The organism is Emergencia sp. 1XD21-10, from assembly GCF_009936045.1.
Taxonomy (GTDB): Bacteria; Bacillota; Clostridia; order Peptostreptococcales; family Anaerovoracaceae; genus Senimuribacter; species Senimuribacter intestinalis.
In genome coordinates, this window is sequence record NZ_QWEQ01000012.1 from 150657 (window position 1) to 164848 (window position 14192).

General features: G+C 43.6%; 18 protein-coding genes. All 18 read left to right on the plus strand.

Translation table 11 applies throughout. The annotated features are described in order from the left end of the window. Positions 1-79: 79 nt before the first annotated feature. The 18 genes from D1151_RS09360 to D1151_RS09445 all read left to right on the plus strand — a co-directional run bounded on the left by D1151_RS09360 (position 80) and on the right by D1151_RS09445 (position 14011). The gene (locus tag D1151_RS09360; protein ID WP_160200649.1) at positions 80-340 is read left to right on the plus strand and encodes a type II toxin-antitoxin system prevent-host-death family antitoxin; all 261 of its coding nucleotides are present in this window, start codon (positions 80-82) and stop codon (positions 338-340) included. Next, positions 330-662, plus strand: a complete 333-nt coding sequence (locus tag D1151_RS09365) for a type II toxin-antitoxin system RelE/ParE family toxin (protein WP_160200648.1) — start codon at positions 330-332, stop codon at positions 660-662. Before D1151_RS09360 ends, D1151_RS09365 begins: the two co-directional genes overlap by 11 nt. 155 nt (positions 663-817) lie before the next feature. Next, complete coding sequence (dtd, locus tag D1151_RS09370; protein WP_160200647.1) at positions 818-1264, plus strand: D-aminoacyl-tRNA deacylase; 447 nt, start codon at positions 818-820, stop codon at positions 1262-1264. A 307-nt stretch (positions 1265-1571) separates the two neighbouring features. Next, positions 1572-1793, plus strand: coding sequence for a hypothetical protein (locus tag D1151_RS09375; RefSeq protein ID WP_160200646.1), 222 nt, complete (start codon positions 1572-1574; stop codon positions 1791-1793). A gap of 123 nt (positions 1794-1916) precedes the next feature. Next, positions 1917-2984, plus strand: a complete 1068-nt coding sequence (locus D1151_RS09380) for an ABC transporter substrate-binding protein (protein WP_161908723.1) — start codon at positions 1917-1919, stop codon at positions 2982-2984. 2 nt (positions 2985-2986) lie between these two features. Next, positions 2987-3730 carry an ABC transporter ATP-binding protein gene (locus tag D1151_RS09385; protein WP_161908724.1) on the plus strand — a complete coding sequence of 248 codons (744 nt, stop codon included), beginning with the start codon at positions 2987-2989 and terminating at the stop codon, positions 3728-3730. Further along, entirely contained in the window at positions 3727-4644 is a 918-nt protein-coding gene (locus D1151_RS09390; RefSeq protein WP_161908725.1) for an ABC transporter permease, read from the plus strand. Before D1151_RS09385 ends, D1151_RS09390 begins: the two co-directional genes overlap by 4 nt. 149 nt (positions 4645-4793) lie before the next feature. Then, positions 4794-5513, plus strand: a complete 720-nt coding sequence (locus tag D1151_RS09395; protein WP_161908726.1) for a hypothetical protein — start codon at positions 4794-4796, stop codon at positions 5511-5513. Positions 5514-5801: 288 nt separating this feature from the next. Continuing rightward, positions 5802-7157: an O-antigen ligase gene (locus D1151_RS09400; RefSeq protein ID WP_161908727.1), complete on the plus strand. Its 1356-nt coding sequence runs from the start codon at positions 5802-5804 to the stop codon at positions 7155-7157. Positions 7158-7181: 24 nt separating this feature from the next. Continuing rightward, positions 7182-7883, plus strand: a complete 702-nt coding sequence (locus D1151_RS09405; RefSeq protein ID WP_161908728.1) for a peptidoglycan recognition family protein — start codon at positions 7182-7184, stop codon at positions 7881-7883. 74 nt (positions 7884-7957) lie between these two features. Next, positions 7958-8827, plus strand: a complete 870-nt coding sequence (locus D1151_RS09410) for an InlB B-repeat-containing protein (RefSeq protein ID WP_207708621.1) — start codon at positions 7958-7960, stop codon at positions 8825-8827. 733 nt (positions 8828-9560) lie between these two features. Next, a complete protein-coding gene (locus tag D1151_RS09415; protein WP_161908730.1) occupies positions 9561-10421 on the plus strand; it encodes a Rossmann-like and DUF2520 domain-containing protein in 861 nt (286 codons plus the stop codon). Further along, complete coding sequence (gene panB, locus D1151_RS09420) at positions 10418-11245, plus strand: 3-methyl-2-oxobutanoate hydroxymethyltransferase (protein WP_160200637.1); 828 nt, start codon at positions 10418-10420, stop codon at positions 11243-11245. Before D1151_RS09415 ends, panB begins: the two co-directional genes overlap by 4 nt. 19 nt (positions 11246-11264) lie before the next feature. Further along, on the plus strand, positions 11265-12110 hold the full coding sequence (gene panC / locus D1151_RS09425; protein ID WP_161908731.1) for a pantoate--beta-alanine ligase: 846 nt from the start codon (positions 11265-11267) through the stop codon (positions 12108-12110). Positions 12111-12121: 11 nt separating this feature from the next. Continuing rightward, entirely contained in the window at positions 12122-12514 is a 393-nt protein-coding gene (gene panD, locus D1151_RS09430) for an aspartate 1-decarboxylase (protein WP_160200635.1), read from the plus strand. A gap of 183 nt (positions 12515-12697) precedes the next feature. Further along, complete coding sequence (locus tag D1151_RS09435) at positions 12698-13051, plus strand: hypothetical protein (RefSeq protein WP_161908732.1); 354 nt, start codon at positions 12698-12700, stop codon at positions 13049-13051. Further along, entirely contained in the window at positions 13027-13341 is a 315-nt protein-coding gene (locus D1151_RS09440) for a hypothetical protein (protein WP_160200633.1), read from the plus strand. The genes D1151_RS09435 and D1151_RS09440 overlap by 25 nt, the downstream gene beginning before the upstream one ends. A gap of 79 nt (positions 13342-13420) precedes the next feature. Next, positions 13421-14011 carry a hypothetical protein gene (locus D1151_RS09445; RefSeq protein WP_161908733.1) on the plus strand — a complete coding sequence of 197 codons (591 nt, stop codon included), beginning with the start codon at positions 13421-13423 and terminating at the stop codon, positions 14009-14011. Positions 14012-14192: the final 181 nt, after the last annotated feature.

Here is a 14192-nt window from a genome sequence, read left to right on the forward strand (position 1 = left end):
CTCTAGTTGCTGTAATTTTTGCTGTTGAATTTTACAGCAAAATAGTGTATGATGAAAGCGATGAAAGGAGCTGATTTATATGCCAAATATTAAACCGATTTCCGACTTGCGAAACTACAGTGAAGTACTGCGAGACGTTTCGGTTGGCGCGCCTGTTTTTCTTACCAAAAATGGCAGAGGCCGCTATGCGATTGTGGATATGCGGGACTTTGAAAAAATGCAGGCAACCATAGCTTTGATGAACGAGCTTGCGCGGGGTAAGAATTCGGGAGAGGAAAAGGGATGGCTTTCGGCCGATGATGTGAAAGCACATTTCAAGATGAGAGCAAATGGGAAATAAACTGCACTATTCACCAGAAGCATTGAAAGATCTTGATGAGATTTGGGATTATATCAGTTTTGATTTATGTAGCGTGGATGCGGCAGCAAAAACGGTTGATAAAATTATTAATAAAGTGAGTAGGTTAGAGGACTTTGCAGAAATTGGCGCATCTTTGTCATCTATCATTGATACAGAAAGTGAATACCGTTTTTTAGTAATCGGCATGTATTTAATCTTTTATCGCATTTCAGGGCAGGACATTTACATTGACCGTATTTTATATGCACGGCGGAATTATATGCGAATCCTATTTCCTGACGAAGAAAACTCAGACATGTGAAATACGTTAGATAGACTGAAACCACTGTACAACTTCAAAGCGGGAGAATGATGTAATAAAAAATACAAAACAGTATTGATGATTTTGATGAAACAGGTTATATTGTTTTAGAGGTCTGAGAGATTGACTATTTTATTTTACACGGAGGAAAAAACATGAAATTTGTAATTCAGCGTGTCACGGAGGCGGCGGTGACTATAGATAATCAGATAAAGGGAAAAATTGACAAAGGGTTTCTGGTGCTAATCGGCGTAGGGAAAGAAGATACCAAAGAAATTGCGGACAAGTACATCAAGAAACTACTGGGGCTTCGAATCTTCGAAGACGAAAACGGCAAGACCAATTTGTCTCTTGCCGATGTAGACGGTCAGCTTTTGCTCATATCCCAGTTCACCCTTTACGCAAACTGCAAAAAGGGCAACCGCCCCAGCTTTGTGGACGCCGGCGCACCGGCGGAAGCCGAAGCCCTTTACGACTACATTGTGGAAGAATGCAGAAAGGTCGTGCCGGTGGTGGAAACCGGAGAATTCGGCGCAGAGATGAAAGTATCCCTGCTCAACGACGGTCCTTTTACTATTATTCTTGACGAGGCGATTTTATAAGAGGTTCATTCGATTCAGGTGCGCCGGACAAACTGTCTTCTTTCTTTACAAGGAAGAAGACGGTGATGAAAAAAGAAAAGATCTGAGGCATATCACCAGATAGTTGTTTTCTGACTGTGGAAAAATGATGATTTATATGTTTTTTAGATAAATTGAAGCTAAGGGCTGCTTTTAATTCGCTGCGAAAATTTTGCGTATTTTAGGATTTTTTTATGTGAGACAAATGGTGATTTTCCATAACGCGAGAATTTATTTCAGGCGTTAGGCAGAATAGCAGAAGAAGTGAATAGAAATGGAGGGAGAAAGCATGACATTCAAACAATTATTTTTCCGGCTGTACGATAGAAAAATCACCTCCGGTGAGATGTCTTTCGGACAGACCGGTATCAGAAAAGACCAGTTTACAAAGCTCTGCACAGAAGACGGTTTTGTCTTTTCAAAAGAGGAGCTGACGGATATTTGCCGGAGAATGGGAGCTAGCGAAGAGGAAAGAGAGGCTCTTTTTGAAGCGGCAAGTCGGTTTTGGTAGAATTTTTTCTATCTTTTGGAGAATTTCGAGTAGTTGACTTAGTCCTATTGATTTTTTTGAAAAGTCATAGTACCATCACTTGTAGTTGATGAAGTCTAATAAAGAAACAGAGAGGAACAAGTGATGAAAAAGAAAATATTATCTGTGATTCTTTGCCTGGCAATGATTTGCTCTGCACTGGCTTTAACAGCGTGCGGAAGCGATGAAGGCGAGAAGATTGGTGAAGCAGAAGAAGTTGTAACCTTGAAGGTCGGCATGATTGGTAAGGACATTAAAACTGCTTGCATTATAATTGCAGAGGAGCTGGGATATTTTGACGAAGCCGGTATTGATGTGCAGTTTGAGAAGATTAATTCTCTGCCGGACGGTCTGACTGCTGTCAGCATGGATAAACTGGATATTTTACCGTTTGGTTCAATTCCTAGCTGTTCATTTATTTCTCAGGGTACTGATGTTGTTATCTTTGGCGGAACCATTTCTGAGGGCAGCGAAGGTATCGTAAAGGGTGACGAGAAGTATACAGAGCTTTCTCAGTTTGAAGGAAAGAAATTCGGCTGTTTCAGAATGGAAACCGGTCATATGATTATGAAAGGTCTTCTCAGAGAAGCAGGGGTTAATGCAGAGTTTATCTATTTGGATTCTTCCCAGTCTATCGTTGAAGCGGTGAACAAAGGTGAAGTGGATATTGGTATGGTAAACAGCGGTTACGGTTATGTTGCAGAACAGACCGGCGCACATATTGGTTTCCAGGTGGGTGACTTTGAAAGTGATTTCCCTTGCTGCAGACAGACTACATCAAGAACAGCAATCGAAACCAAGAGAGATGCGCTGGTAAGGTTTGAAATGGCTGCGCTGAGGGGATACGCCACTTTCTTAAACGATAAAGAAGCCAGCATTGAAGCATTGGTTAAATATTCCGGACAGGATGCCGCCTATGTAGAGGCGATTATGTACGGCACTGACGCATATAAGAATGCCATGAAGGTATCTCTTGATCCGAACAAGAAAAAAGTAGCTGATTTCTATGAAGTTATGAAAGCTAACGGTGATATCGATGCAAATACTCAGTACGATATCAACGATTACATCGATACGTCCATCTATGAGGACGCGTTGAAATACCTCATTGCCGAGGGTGAAAACAAAGACATCTATGAAACATTACTAGAAGAATTTGAGGCGAATAACTAATTATGATAAGATTTGAACACGTGGATTTTACTTATCCTGGGGGAGACAGTAAAGTGCTCAGCGATCTTTGCCTAGATATAAAAGACGGGGAGTTCCTCTGCGTAATCGGACACTCCGGATGTGGAAAGTCGACCCTGCTGCGTCTTGCAGCAGGGCTGGACCGGCCGCAGACAGGCAAAATTTATATAGATGAAAAAGAACTAGCCGGTCCGTCAGCGGACCGGACTATTGTCTTTCAGCAGTATTCTTTGTTTCCGTGGATGACAGTGAAGAAAAATGTTCTCTTTGCCATGAAAAAAACGGATCGTTTTTCTAAGGAAGAGATGGAGCAGAGAGCAGTCTATTTTCTGGAAAAGGCAGGGCTGGCAGATGCAGTAGATAAATACCCTTACCAGCTTTCTGGCGGCATGCGTCAGAGAACAGCCATTGCAAGAGCTCTGGCAATGGATTCACCTTTTCTGCTTTTAGACGAGCCTTTTGGGGCGCTGGATACCAAGATCAGAAAAGAGCTGCAGCAGCTTTTGCACCAGCTATGGGAAAACGGTGAGGAAAAAAAGACCGTCATTTTTGTGACCCATGATTTAGAGGAAGCTATGATTATGGCTAGCCGTATCGTGTTTATCAAAGATGGCAAAGTGGCGCAGGAAAAATACATCGACAGCCAGATCAACAGCTGCTGTTGTGACGAACTGGGACAGGTGGACTGTTTGAGCCTGAAAGCGGAGCTTGCGAGGTGGTACGAATGATAAAGAAAACACGCATGTCTATTGTTATCAGCCATCTGCTGCTTTTTGCGCTCATCGTAACGATATTACTTCCTGCCCAAAAGGCAACGGAAAGCTATGTTTCTTTTTTGTGCGCGGCGGCATTGATGGAGGGATATTATCTTTACAGGCTGGTCCGTTTTCCGAATAAGAGAGATTCGGCGTCGGACATTATTTCCATTTTATGGGCACTGTTTCTGATTTGGGAAATCATGGTGACTAAGTTGAATCTTTGTCATCCCGTATTGATTCCGGCACCAGAAAACGTGTTCCATGCTTTTCGGACGGACTATTTGGAAATAGGAGTAGGAATCCTTTCTTCTATGGAAATTCTTCTGCTCGGTGTGCTGGTAGGACTTGCCTGTGGCACGCTTTTGGGACTGATTTGCGGCTGGCATAAGCGGCTGAAAGAAGTGTTTTACCCAATTGCGAATGTGCTGGCACCGATTCCATCGGTAGTCTTTGCTCCTTATGTCATTGCACTTATGCCCAGCTTTCGCAGTGCCTCTGTGGTGGTTATTATTCTTGGAATTTTTTGGCCAACCTTTTTAAAGACGATTATTTCTGTGGAATCAATCGACAAAAATATTATCGATTCGGCGAGGTCATTGGAACTTAAAAGCTTTTCCATGATTTTCGAAATCCTGTTGCCTTACTCTATTCCGGGTATTGTCAAAGGACTTCGGGTCACCATGACGACAGCAGTGATGATGCTGACCTTTGCTGAGATGATGGGCTCCACTGTAGGAATGGGTTATTACATTGTAAATTATAACACTTACGGAAATTACACAAAGGTTATTGCCGGTATCATGGTGGTGGCTTTTGTGGTAACTTTGCTCTCTGCCTTGGTGACATGGATTCAGAAAAAAGTTGTCAGGTGGCAGAGCGTATAAGATTTGAAAAATGGTTAGAAAAAAAATCTGGACTTTTTGAAAAAAAGTCCGGATTTTTTTATTATATAACGACCATATAACAAAAAACTAACCGGCGATGTTTATAATAGAGGTATAAATTATAAGAAAAAAGTAAAGGAGCGACCAAAATGGTATTTAATAGTGGACTAAAAAAACTTTTTTGCGCTGCCGCCCTTTTGTTTATGTTTGTAATAGCGGGGACGGTTGTTTTCGCAGATGACAGTATTGAGGGACTCTATGGTTCTTATGATGCTTATGACCCATATGATTCTTATGGCAGTGTGGAATCACCGGGCGTTGTAACACCAGATCCAGAAGAACCGGGTGTAACGCCAGAGCAGCCAGATAAACCAACTGTAACGCCTGATCCAGAAGAACCAGGTGTTACACCAGAGCAGCCGGATGAACCAACTGTAACACCTGATCCAGAAAAACCGGGTGTAACGCCGGAACCGGAGCAGCCGAAGCCAGTGGAGCCGACTCCAGTGCCAACACCGGAGCAGCCTGGACCAAGTGAGCCGGGCACAACACCGGAACTTCCGGATTTAGATGATACAGATGGCGCGGATACGTCTGTAGATATTGATGATGAAGAGCCGCCTCTTGCAGGTTTACCGGAAGAAGAGCCACCGCTTGCAGATTTGCCGGAAGAAGAGCCGCCTCTTGCGGATACGCCAGATACGCCGGATGAGCCGATGACAGATATTTCCGATGCTGATGTACCCCTTTCTGACATTCCAACGACTGGAGACAACAGCAGCTTAATTTTGTGGGCAGGATTATTACTGTTTGCGACAGGTGGCGCTGCAGTAACAGCAGTAAGCCTGAAAAGAAAAAACAGAGTATAAAAGTCGAAGAACAATCAAAAGTGTGTAATTTAGATATTTAGCGGGTACAGCCGGGGATCTTACAAGAAGAGTAAGACGCCCGGCTGTATTCGTTAAGAGAGAAAGAAACACGAGGAAGAGGGAAAATAATTATCTTGAAAGCCATGTTGCCTTATGATAAAATATATTAGATTGAGGATTAGATTTGAGTTTTGGGATATTTTTTAGGCGCACTTATATGCAGTTTGTATAGAGGAAGAAAGAGTACGCTTTTTTTGCATGCATATTATAATTCAGGGAGGAGAAAAGATGGGCAATAGTTTAGAAGAAAAATGCAGCAGTTGGATGGAGCATGTAACTTTGCTCCTTTTGTTTCTCGCTTTCTTTATTCTGACCCTTTGTCAAACCGGCACTGTTTTAGTGATAGGACTTGTGGGTATCATTTTATGTATGACGGGTATGATGCAGCCTGCAGCGAAGGTAGATTTGTGGATCTTGCTGCCATTGATTTTTTATAATGTGATGAGTGCCTGTTCATCCTATGCGGTTTATGGGAATTTTGTTAAAGGGTTTGCATCGACTCAGTCGATTTTTCCAGTGATGCTTTTGCTGCTTTCATATTTATCCGCAGAAGAAAGAGTTCTTTTAAAACGACTCAGTGTGGTCTGGATGAGCATGATTGCGGCAATGGGAATCCTGCAGTTTGTGGCAGATGCATTGCAGGGGGACGCCGGCAGACTTGGTGGAGTCTTTGGGAATCCCAATGCGCTTGGGACATTTCTCATCATAGGCTGGTTTGCGGCTATCAGTTGTAAAGAGGACAAAAAAACTGATGAGGGGGGGTGGAACCGTGTCTTTTCTTACGCGGAACCGCTTCTGCTGATTGCCCTTGCGCTGACCCTTTCAATGGGATCTTTTCTGTCTATGGCAATCGGACTTTTGGTTATGATAGTCTTGCGGAGATACACCATGAATGAGATTGCCTCGCTTTTTGCCAGAGTTGGATTCGGTGTGGGAACAGGATTACTTCTTTATATCGCAGGGGACAAAACCAACGCGCCGTGGGTCTGTGCGGTCATGTTTATTTATTGTCTCATCGCCATAGTGATGTGGAGCCGATTAGAGCGGTTTTTAAATGAAAGTCCATTGACTTCGTTTTTTATGGTAGGCGTCGGCACATTGGGTGCACTGGGTGCAATTCTGTTAAGACCTAACGCTACTGCAACTTTTGCAGAACGGATTGGTATGATGCGAAATGGTTTAGGATATTTTTTTGTAAATCCTATCCTGGGTGTGGGACCGCAGCAGTGGCGGATTCTTAATCTGCAGGACAGCGATAAGTACTTTAACACCTGGCATATCCACAATATTTTTATTCATGTGGGCGTAGAGCTGGGGTTAGTGGCGCTGGCAATGCTGCTGATTATTGTACTGCGGCACTACAAGAAAAAAGAGAGTGCAGCACAGAGGAGCGGTTTCACAGCAGCGCTGGTGCACAGCTTTATGGATACGACATTCCTTTATGTGGCGGCGGTGCCGTTTGTTATGTTGACAACAGAGGATGATGAAGCGAAAAAGCAGGTAATCAGTGAAAAGGTAACAAGACTAATTTTTGGCAGTTTTGCGCTGTATTTTGCATATAATGTATATTGCTGTGTGGTATAGGGACTTAGAAGGAGCTCGATTTTCATGGGAAAAAAGAACATACAAATGAAAAATAAAAAGCGTTATACTGGCGAAAAGATGCTGCTTTTGGGATTTTGTGTCATGGCTTGTTTTGTATTGCTGATGGCGTATCGCTTCATGTCCAGCATTCCTGATACGGTAGGACGGGAACTTTCTGCAGCAGAAGAGCAGGAAGTAATTGGAAGAAACAGTTCAATGATTGATTATATCTGGCTGACTGCCAATGCGGATTTTCCGAGAGGCGAGAAAATACAAAAAATTACAATTCATCATATGGCGGGTAACTTTACACTGGAACAGGTAGGAAAAGATTTTTCTACCAGTGACCGAAAAGCCTCCTCTAACTATGCCATAGACAGCACCGGCAGAGTGGCGCTTTATGTAGAGGAAGGCAACCGTCCATGGAGCTCCAGCAGCAAGGAAAATGATGATATGGCAGTTACCATTGAGGTCGCTAATGATATCATTGGCGGTGATTGGCATGTCAGCGATGCCGCGTATGAGAAACTTATTGCGCTGTGTGCAGATATCTGCAGGCGTAATGGGATACAAAAGCTGGTGTATACTGGTGATGCTGCAGGGAACCTGACTTTGCACAAAATGTTTTCAAAAAAGACGGAGTGCCCGGGCGCATATCTGGAAAGCAAAATGGTCGACATTTCTGATGCGGTGAATCAAAAATTAAGCACATCAGATTCAAAATAGCTCTGGAAAATGGAAGCAATTCTTTTTTAGAGCAGTAATAAAATAATAATGAAAGAAGAGGAAGTGATAAAAAGATGCTTTTTAAAAGCAGTGTAAAAAAATTCTTTTGTTCTGCCGCCCTTCTATTTATGTTTATTTTAGCAGGGACGGTAGTGTTTGCAAACGAGAGTTTTGCAGACGTAAGTGGACCATATTCGCCGTATAATGAAGGCGGCAGTGATGTGAAAACATATGTTGTCACCTATGAAGACGGCGTGGAAGATGATGAAGTTTTTGAAACACAGGTATATCCGAACCTGAGTTTGGGAGAAGATACACCTAAATTTGACGGAACTCCGGTTCGCGACGGTTATACTTTTGTCGGATGGGACAAAGAAATCAGCGAAACTGTAACAGGGGATGTCACTTATGTAGCAGTCTGGGAACCTGTGAAGACAGTAAAACCGAGACCGCCGGTGATTACTTATACTGTAATTTATACCGATGGTGTAGACGGGGAAGATGTTTTTACAGATCAGATTAACTCAAATCTTTATTATGGGGAAACAACCCCGGAATTTAAAGATGGTATTCCAGAAAGGGAGGGATATGTCTTTGCCGGCTGGGATATTACAATCAGTGATACTGTGACGGGAAATGTGGTTTATACTGCAACATGGATTCCGAAGGAGCCAGTTGATATCGAGGACGAGGAACCACCGCTTTCTGAATATCCGCAGATACCAGATGAGGAACCACCGCTTGCTGATGTACCGGAAATGGAGCCGCCTTTAGCGGATGTGCCAGAGCTGGATCATTCTTCGGCAGGTGCTGTACCGCAGACTGGTGATGTACCACAGACTGGTGATGGCAGTGGACTGCCTCTTTGGATTGCAGGACTTCTGCTCGCAGGAAGCGGGCTGGCAGCAATGTCGGTCTGTCAAAGACGCAAGGGCAGAGAATAGCTGCAAGAGGGTGAAGAGATGTGCATAAAATGGAGAGAAATGTCGAGACTGTAAAGACGTGAACGGTGTAAAACAGAAAGAATACTGGGACGTATCGTTATTACAGTGTGAGAGACTGCAGTTTGGTTTAAACCGGGCTGCAGTCTCGTTTTAATTAGATTGTTTTGTGGTAAAGCAAAAAATAGAGAGTGTTGTTGGAAATATAACAGGAATCTAACCCGGAGAAATTTGCAGACGATCTGCAGCAGTCAGCAGCAACCCATACAGTATTTCTAACTACGGTAAACGCATGAAAAATATTATTAGCCATCTATACTGACAAAATGAGAGCAGCATGCAGGATTTTGTCAGCAAATCGTGAAGAACCCCATCTTAATACACCCGAAATCCTGACAGAGCTGACAAAATCAAAAATAATTGTCAGCTCTGTCAGGATTTTTGATAGAAACACAGACAAAACTGACAAAAATCTAAAAAACTGTCAGCTTTGTCTGTCCCAGAAAATCACTAAACGTTTTTCGTGTATTTGCCGTGTATTTCTAACAAAAAACACTGTACAAACCTGCGTTAAAATGCTATAGTAAACATGGATGGCATTCATGAACCGAAGCGATACCAATTTTTATCTAAAACAGGAAATGTCTTTGGACTGTATCCGCTTTGACGGAACGACACTGGAGGCAGAAGAGCTTAGCGCATATCTACTCCCCGAGAAAATCAGGAGGTGATAGGTATGAGAGCAGGTTTTATAGGAGCCGGAAAGGTCGGCTTCTCACTGGGAAAGTATCTGGCGGAGGGTGGTATATCCCTTAGCGGCTATTACAGCAGAAGCCCCGCGTCCGCCAAAGACGCAGCAGCCTTTACAGGCAGCAGATACTACGAAACTTTAGCAGATATTGTGAACGACAGTGATACCCTTTTCATTACAGTGCCCGACGGCTGTATCAGTGAGATTTGGGATGACATGCGCAGTCTGCCTATTGAAGATAAGAATATTTGTCATTGCAGCGGTTCGATTCCATCGACCGTTTTTTTTAATGCGGAGGATAGGGGGGCCTTCAGGTATTCCATTCATCCTCTTTATGCAATCAGCAGCAAGTACGAATCCTACAAAGAACTTCCAAAAGCATATTTTGCTATTGAAGGAAGCCCGGCGAGGCTTGACGAGATGAGGCAGTGCTTTGAAACTCTTGGAAACAGGGTGGGAATCATCAGTCCAGAGGGGAAAACCCTTTACCATGCAGCGGCAGTCATGGTCAGCAATCAGATGATTGCTCTTGCAGATATGGGAGCGCAGCTTTTACAGCGGTGCGGCTTTGAACGGGAAGACGCAGAGAATGCGTTAGCGCCTTTGATACTGGGCAATGCGCAGGCGGTGACCTCGTTCGGGGCGGAAAAAGCCCTAACAGGACCTTGCGAGCGAGGAGATGACAAAACCGTGGCGGCGCATATAAAGGCGCTTAAAGCGGCAGAATCTTTAGACGAGGAGATTTTGCCGGCCTATAGAACGCTGTCGGTAAGACTTGTTAAGATTGCAGAACGAAAAAATCCGAGTAGAGATTACAGGAAATTGAAAAAGGAGTTAGAACAATGAAAAACACGGTGGCAACATTAAAGCAGCAGAAACTGGACGGAGATAAAATCACTATGCTGACAGCATACGATTATTCTACCGCAAAACTGATGGATGAGGTCGGTGTAAATACTATTTTGGTAGGAGATTCCCTGGGCATGACTATGCTGGGATATGAGGACACACTGTCTGTAACCATGGAGGATATGATACACCACACTGCGGCGGTTGCAAGAGGAACTAAGAACGCACTGGTAGTTGGGGACATGCCTTTTATGAGTTACCAGACTTCCGTCTATGATGCAGTGGTTAATGCCGGCAGACTGATGAAAGAAGGCAGATGTCAGGCTGTAAAGCTGGAAGGCGGCGCAGCGGTTTGCCCGCAGATTAAGGCTATTGTAGAGGCATCTATTCCAGTGGTTGCCCATATCGGTTTGACCCCGCAGTCTGTCAATGCTTTTGGCGGATTTAAGGTGCAGGGAAAGAGCGAAGAGGCAGCAAAGAAGCTGATTGAAGAGGCGAAGGCTGTTGAAGAAGCAGGCGCTTTTGCAGTAGTGCTGGAATGCGTTCCGGGTAAGCTGGCAAAGATTATCAGTGAGACTATTTCTATTCCGACCATCGGTATTGGCGCAGGAAATGGCTGTGACGGACAGGTTCTTGTATATCAGGATATGCTGGCAATTTTCTCCGACTTTAAGCCAAAGTTTGTAAAGCGTTTTGCTGATGTTGGCGCAGCTATGAGGGAAGGCATTGCAGGCTATATCGAAGAAGTCAAGGCAGGTACGTTCCCGGCGGAAGAACATACTTTTAAAATTTCTGATGATGTAATAAATAAATTGTACTAAAAAATAGGGAGCAAAGAGAATGAAAATCGTAAAAACCATAGAAGAAGTCAGAACGGCCGTCAAGGCTTGGAAAGCAGAGGGGCTTACCGTAGGACTGGTGCCTACCATGGGCTTTCTCCATGAAGGGCACGAAAGTTTAATTCTTCGTGCGGCAGCAGAAAACGATAGAGTTGTTGTCAGCGATTTTATCAATCCGACTCAGTTCGGACCAGGCGAAGATTTGGAAAGCTATCCGAGAGATTTGAATAGAGACGCAGCCTTGTGCGAAAACGCAGGAGCAGCCCTTTTGTTCAATCCGGAACCTTCCGAAATGTATGCGGACGACGCCTGCACCTTTGTGGACATGCGCGCCCTCACAGGAGAGCTTTGTGGAAAGTCCAGACCGATTCATTTCAGCGGCGTGTGCACGGTGGTTTCCAAACTTTTCAACATCGTGACGCCGGATAGAGCATACTTCGGACAGAAGGATGCGCAGCAGCTTTCCGTTATTCGCCGCATGGTGCGCGATTTGAACTTTGGCATTGAAATTGTCGGCTGCCCGATTATTCGTGAAGCGGACGGTCTTGCAAAGAGTTCCAGAAATACTTATCTGAACGCGGAAGAACGCAAGGCGGCACTGGTGCTTTCACGGGCGGTAAAGCTGGGAAGCGAAATGGCAGAGAGCGGTGAGAAATCTGCTGACGCTATCGTTTCCGCCATGAAAAAGGTCATCGAGGCAGAACCTATGGCAAAGATTGACTATGTACAGGCTGTAGACGCAGTTTCTGTGGAACCGATTACTGAGATGAAGCCGCCGGTGCTGGTAGCTATGGCAGTCTATATAGGAAAGACCAGACTCATCGACAACTTTATTTACGAAGGCTAAGGGGGAAAATCATGTACATCGAGATGTTAAAAGGAAAAATTCATCGTGCAACGGTGACGCAGGCTGAACTTGACTATGTGGGCAGCATTACTGTGGATGTAGAGCTTCTTAAAGCTTCCGGCATTTTGGAATACGAAAAAGTGCAGATTGTGGACATCAACAACGGGGCGCGTTTTGAGACTTATACCATTGCAGGGGAAGCAGGAAGCGGTATTATCTGTCTTAATGGCGCAGCAGCTCGCTGCGTGCAGAAAGGAGATAAGGTCATCATCATGGCGTATGCACAGATGACGCCGGAAGAGGCATCGGAAAATCCGCCGAGCGTAATCTTCGTGGACGATGAGAATAAAATCAGTCGTGTCAGCCGCTATGAAAAACATGGCAGGCTGGAAGATATGGAATAAGGTTGTAGCCGCAGCTCTTTGCGAGGGAAGATTCTTGCAGAGGGCTGTTTTATTGTCTGAGGATAACAATGTTTGCGGGCGCGCATCTGAAGCTTTCCTTATTACGGTAAGCTAATAGAGGGTAAAGCGGCAACCTGCGAAGAAGATGGAATTCTTGCACACTACACTTGCAGCGCTTGTCATGTGAATTTTGATGAAGACTACAAAGAAATGAACGGCGTAGTAATTGAAAAGCTGGGACATAAGGCAGTAGCTGATGAAGCTGTGGAAGCAACCTGTGCTGCAACTGGATTAACTGAAGGCAGTCACTGTGAGGTTTGCGGTCTTGTATTAAAAGCGCAGAAGATAGTTCCGAAAACTGAAGCGCATACACCGGTTGATATAGAAGAAACAGCTGCAACTTGTGTAAAGGATGGAAAGACAGCTGGGAGTAAGTGCAGTGTGTGTGATAAAGTTTTGATTGAGTCCGAGGTTGTGCCGGCGACAGGTAAGCACATTTATGAAAATGGAATATGCAGGGAGCAAAGATTAAGCTGACTTCCAAGCTGACGAAGCTGAACGGAAAGAAGGCAATTAAGGTGACGTGGACTGTTCCAAAGAACATCGAGGACATTGGTTTGGACGGATATGAAGTATATAAATCCACCAAGAGATACTCTGGATTTGGAAAGACTCCATATTTCAAGACAACAACAAAGAAAAACTATATCAATAACAAGGAACTGAAGAAAGGCAGAACTTACTACTACAAGGTAAGGGGCTATAAAGTGGTTGGAGATCAGAAGATTTACACCCCTTGGTCAACAAAAGCCTGGAGAAGGATTTAATTGATGTAGAGTTCATATGCAAAAAGACGACCTTTACAGGTTGTCTTTTTGCGCATTATAGTGAGAAAGGAAGACATTTATGCAGAATTTTGACGTTTTGCAAGGTCTGTTTTGGAGTGTTACATATATACTGATAATTGTATATAACGTAAAAAATCGGAATACGAATATACCGCCAATCGCAATATTTATAAACTTTGCTTGGGAGATAAACGCTTTGCTCCAAGATATTACAGTTGAAGGAACGGCTAGTTTTATACACGTTGCATGGTGTGGGCTAGATGCTGCAATCGTGGGGTCCTACCTACTATTATGTAAGCCTGTATACTTTAAGAAGATTTTTTTAATGCCAATTTTTCTCTTGGGACTATTGTCATTTACGGTGGCGTTTAGACACCCAAATGGAATGTTGATAACTTCTTTTTTTATTGATTTTACTATGGAAATGGAGTATCTATTATATAGTTTCAGCAGCCGCAGCAAACAAATGAAAGTAGATATAACTGCACTATCTATAGGAGTGACAAAACTAATCGGAGATTTATGTGCTTGGATATTCTATAGGGAGTATCATTTGTTTGTAAATTTGATTGGGGTAATGATTCTGATGATTAATTATATATATCTTAGACGAATTTTACATCTCAAATGCTGTAAAAAACAACAATAAACGAATCTGTTTTTTCTATAATAGAATAGTCGCCAGGGAAGAATGTGTCCTTATTCGATTTCGGTGTTGGGGAAAATTAAATTATCAAAACTAATTATAAAATCGGTCAATTGCCAAGGTGAATTCCAGTTTGCCTAAGTAAATGTCAGGTACGCAAGAATGGAGGATGTAAAAAGCTATG

Excerpts from the sequence above, each read along its gene's own strand:
- panB (WP_160200637.1), top strand. The coding sequence starts at position 10,418 with ATGAAAAACACGGTGGCAACATTAAAGCAGCAGAAACTGGACGGAGAT.
- D1151_RS09385 (WP_161908724.1), top strand. The coding sequence starts at position 2,987 with ATGATAAGATTTGAACACGTGGATTTTACTTATCCTGGGGGAGACAGT.
- D1151_RS09390 (WP_161908725.1), top strand. The coding sequence starts at position 3,727 with ATGATAAAGAAAACACGCATGTCTATTGTTATCAGCCATCTGCTGCTT.
- D1151_RS09445 (WP_161908733.1), top strand. The coding sequence starts at position 13,421 with ATGCAGAATTTTGACGTTTTGCAAGGTCTGTTTTGGAGTGTTACATAT.
- panD (WP_160200635.1), top strand. The coding sequence starts at position 12,122 with ATGTACATCGAGATGTTAAAAGGAAAAATTCATCGTGCAACGGTGACG.
- D1151_RS09415 (WP_161908730.1), top strand. The coding sequence starts at position 9,561 with ATGAGAGCAGGTTTTATAGGAGCCGGAAAGGTCGGCTTCTCACTGGGA.
- dtd (WP_160200647.1), top strand. The coding sequence starts at position 818 with ATGAAATTTGTAATTCAGCGTGTCACGGAGGCGGCGGTGACTATAGAT.
- D1151_RS09360 (WP_160200649.1), top strand. The coding sequence starts at position 80 with ATGCCAAATATTAAACCGATTTCCGACTTGCGAAACTACAGTGAAGTA.
- D1151_RS09375 (WP_160200646.1), top strand. The coding sequence starts at position 1,572 with ATGACATTCAAACAATTATTTTTCCGGCTGTACGATAGAAAAATCACC.
- D1151_RS09365 (WP_160200648.1), top strand. The coding sequence starts at position 330 with ATGGGAAATAAACTGCACTATTCACCAGAAGCATTGAAAGATCTTGAT.
- panC (WP_161908731.1), top strand. The coding sequence starts at position 11,265 with ATGAAAATCGTAAAAACCATAGAAGAAGTCAGAACGGCCGTCAAGGCT.
- D1151_RS09440 (WP_160200633.1), top strand. The coding sequence starts at position 13,027 with ATGCAGGGAGCAAAGATTAAGCTGACTTCCAAGCTGACGAAGCTGAAC.
- D1151_RS09400 (WP_161908727.1), top strand. The coding sequence starts at position 5,802 with ATGGGCAATAGTTTAGAAGAAAAATGCAGCAGTTGGATGGAGCATGTA.
- D1151_RS09410 (WP_207708621.1), top strand. The coding sequence starts at position 7,958 with ATGCTTTTTAAAAGCAGTGTAAAAAAATTCTTTTGTTCTGCCGCCCTT.
- D1151_RS09380 (WP_161908723.1), top strand. The coding sequence starts at position 1,917 with ATGAAAAAGAAAATATTATCTGTGATTCTTTGCCTGGCAATGATTTGC.
- D1151_RS09395 (WP_161908726.1), top strand. The coding sequence starts at position 4,794 with ATGGTATTTAATAGTGGACTAAAAAAACTTTTTTGCGCTGCCGCCCTT.
- D1151_RS09405 (WP_161908728.1), top strand. The coding sequence starts at position 7,182 with ATGGGAAAAAAGAACATACAAATGAAAAATAAAAAGCGTTATACTGGC.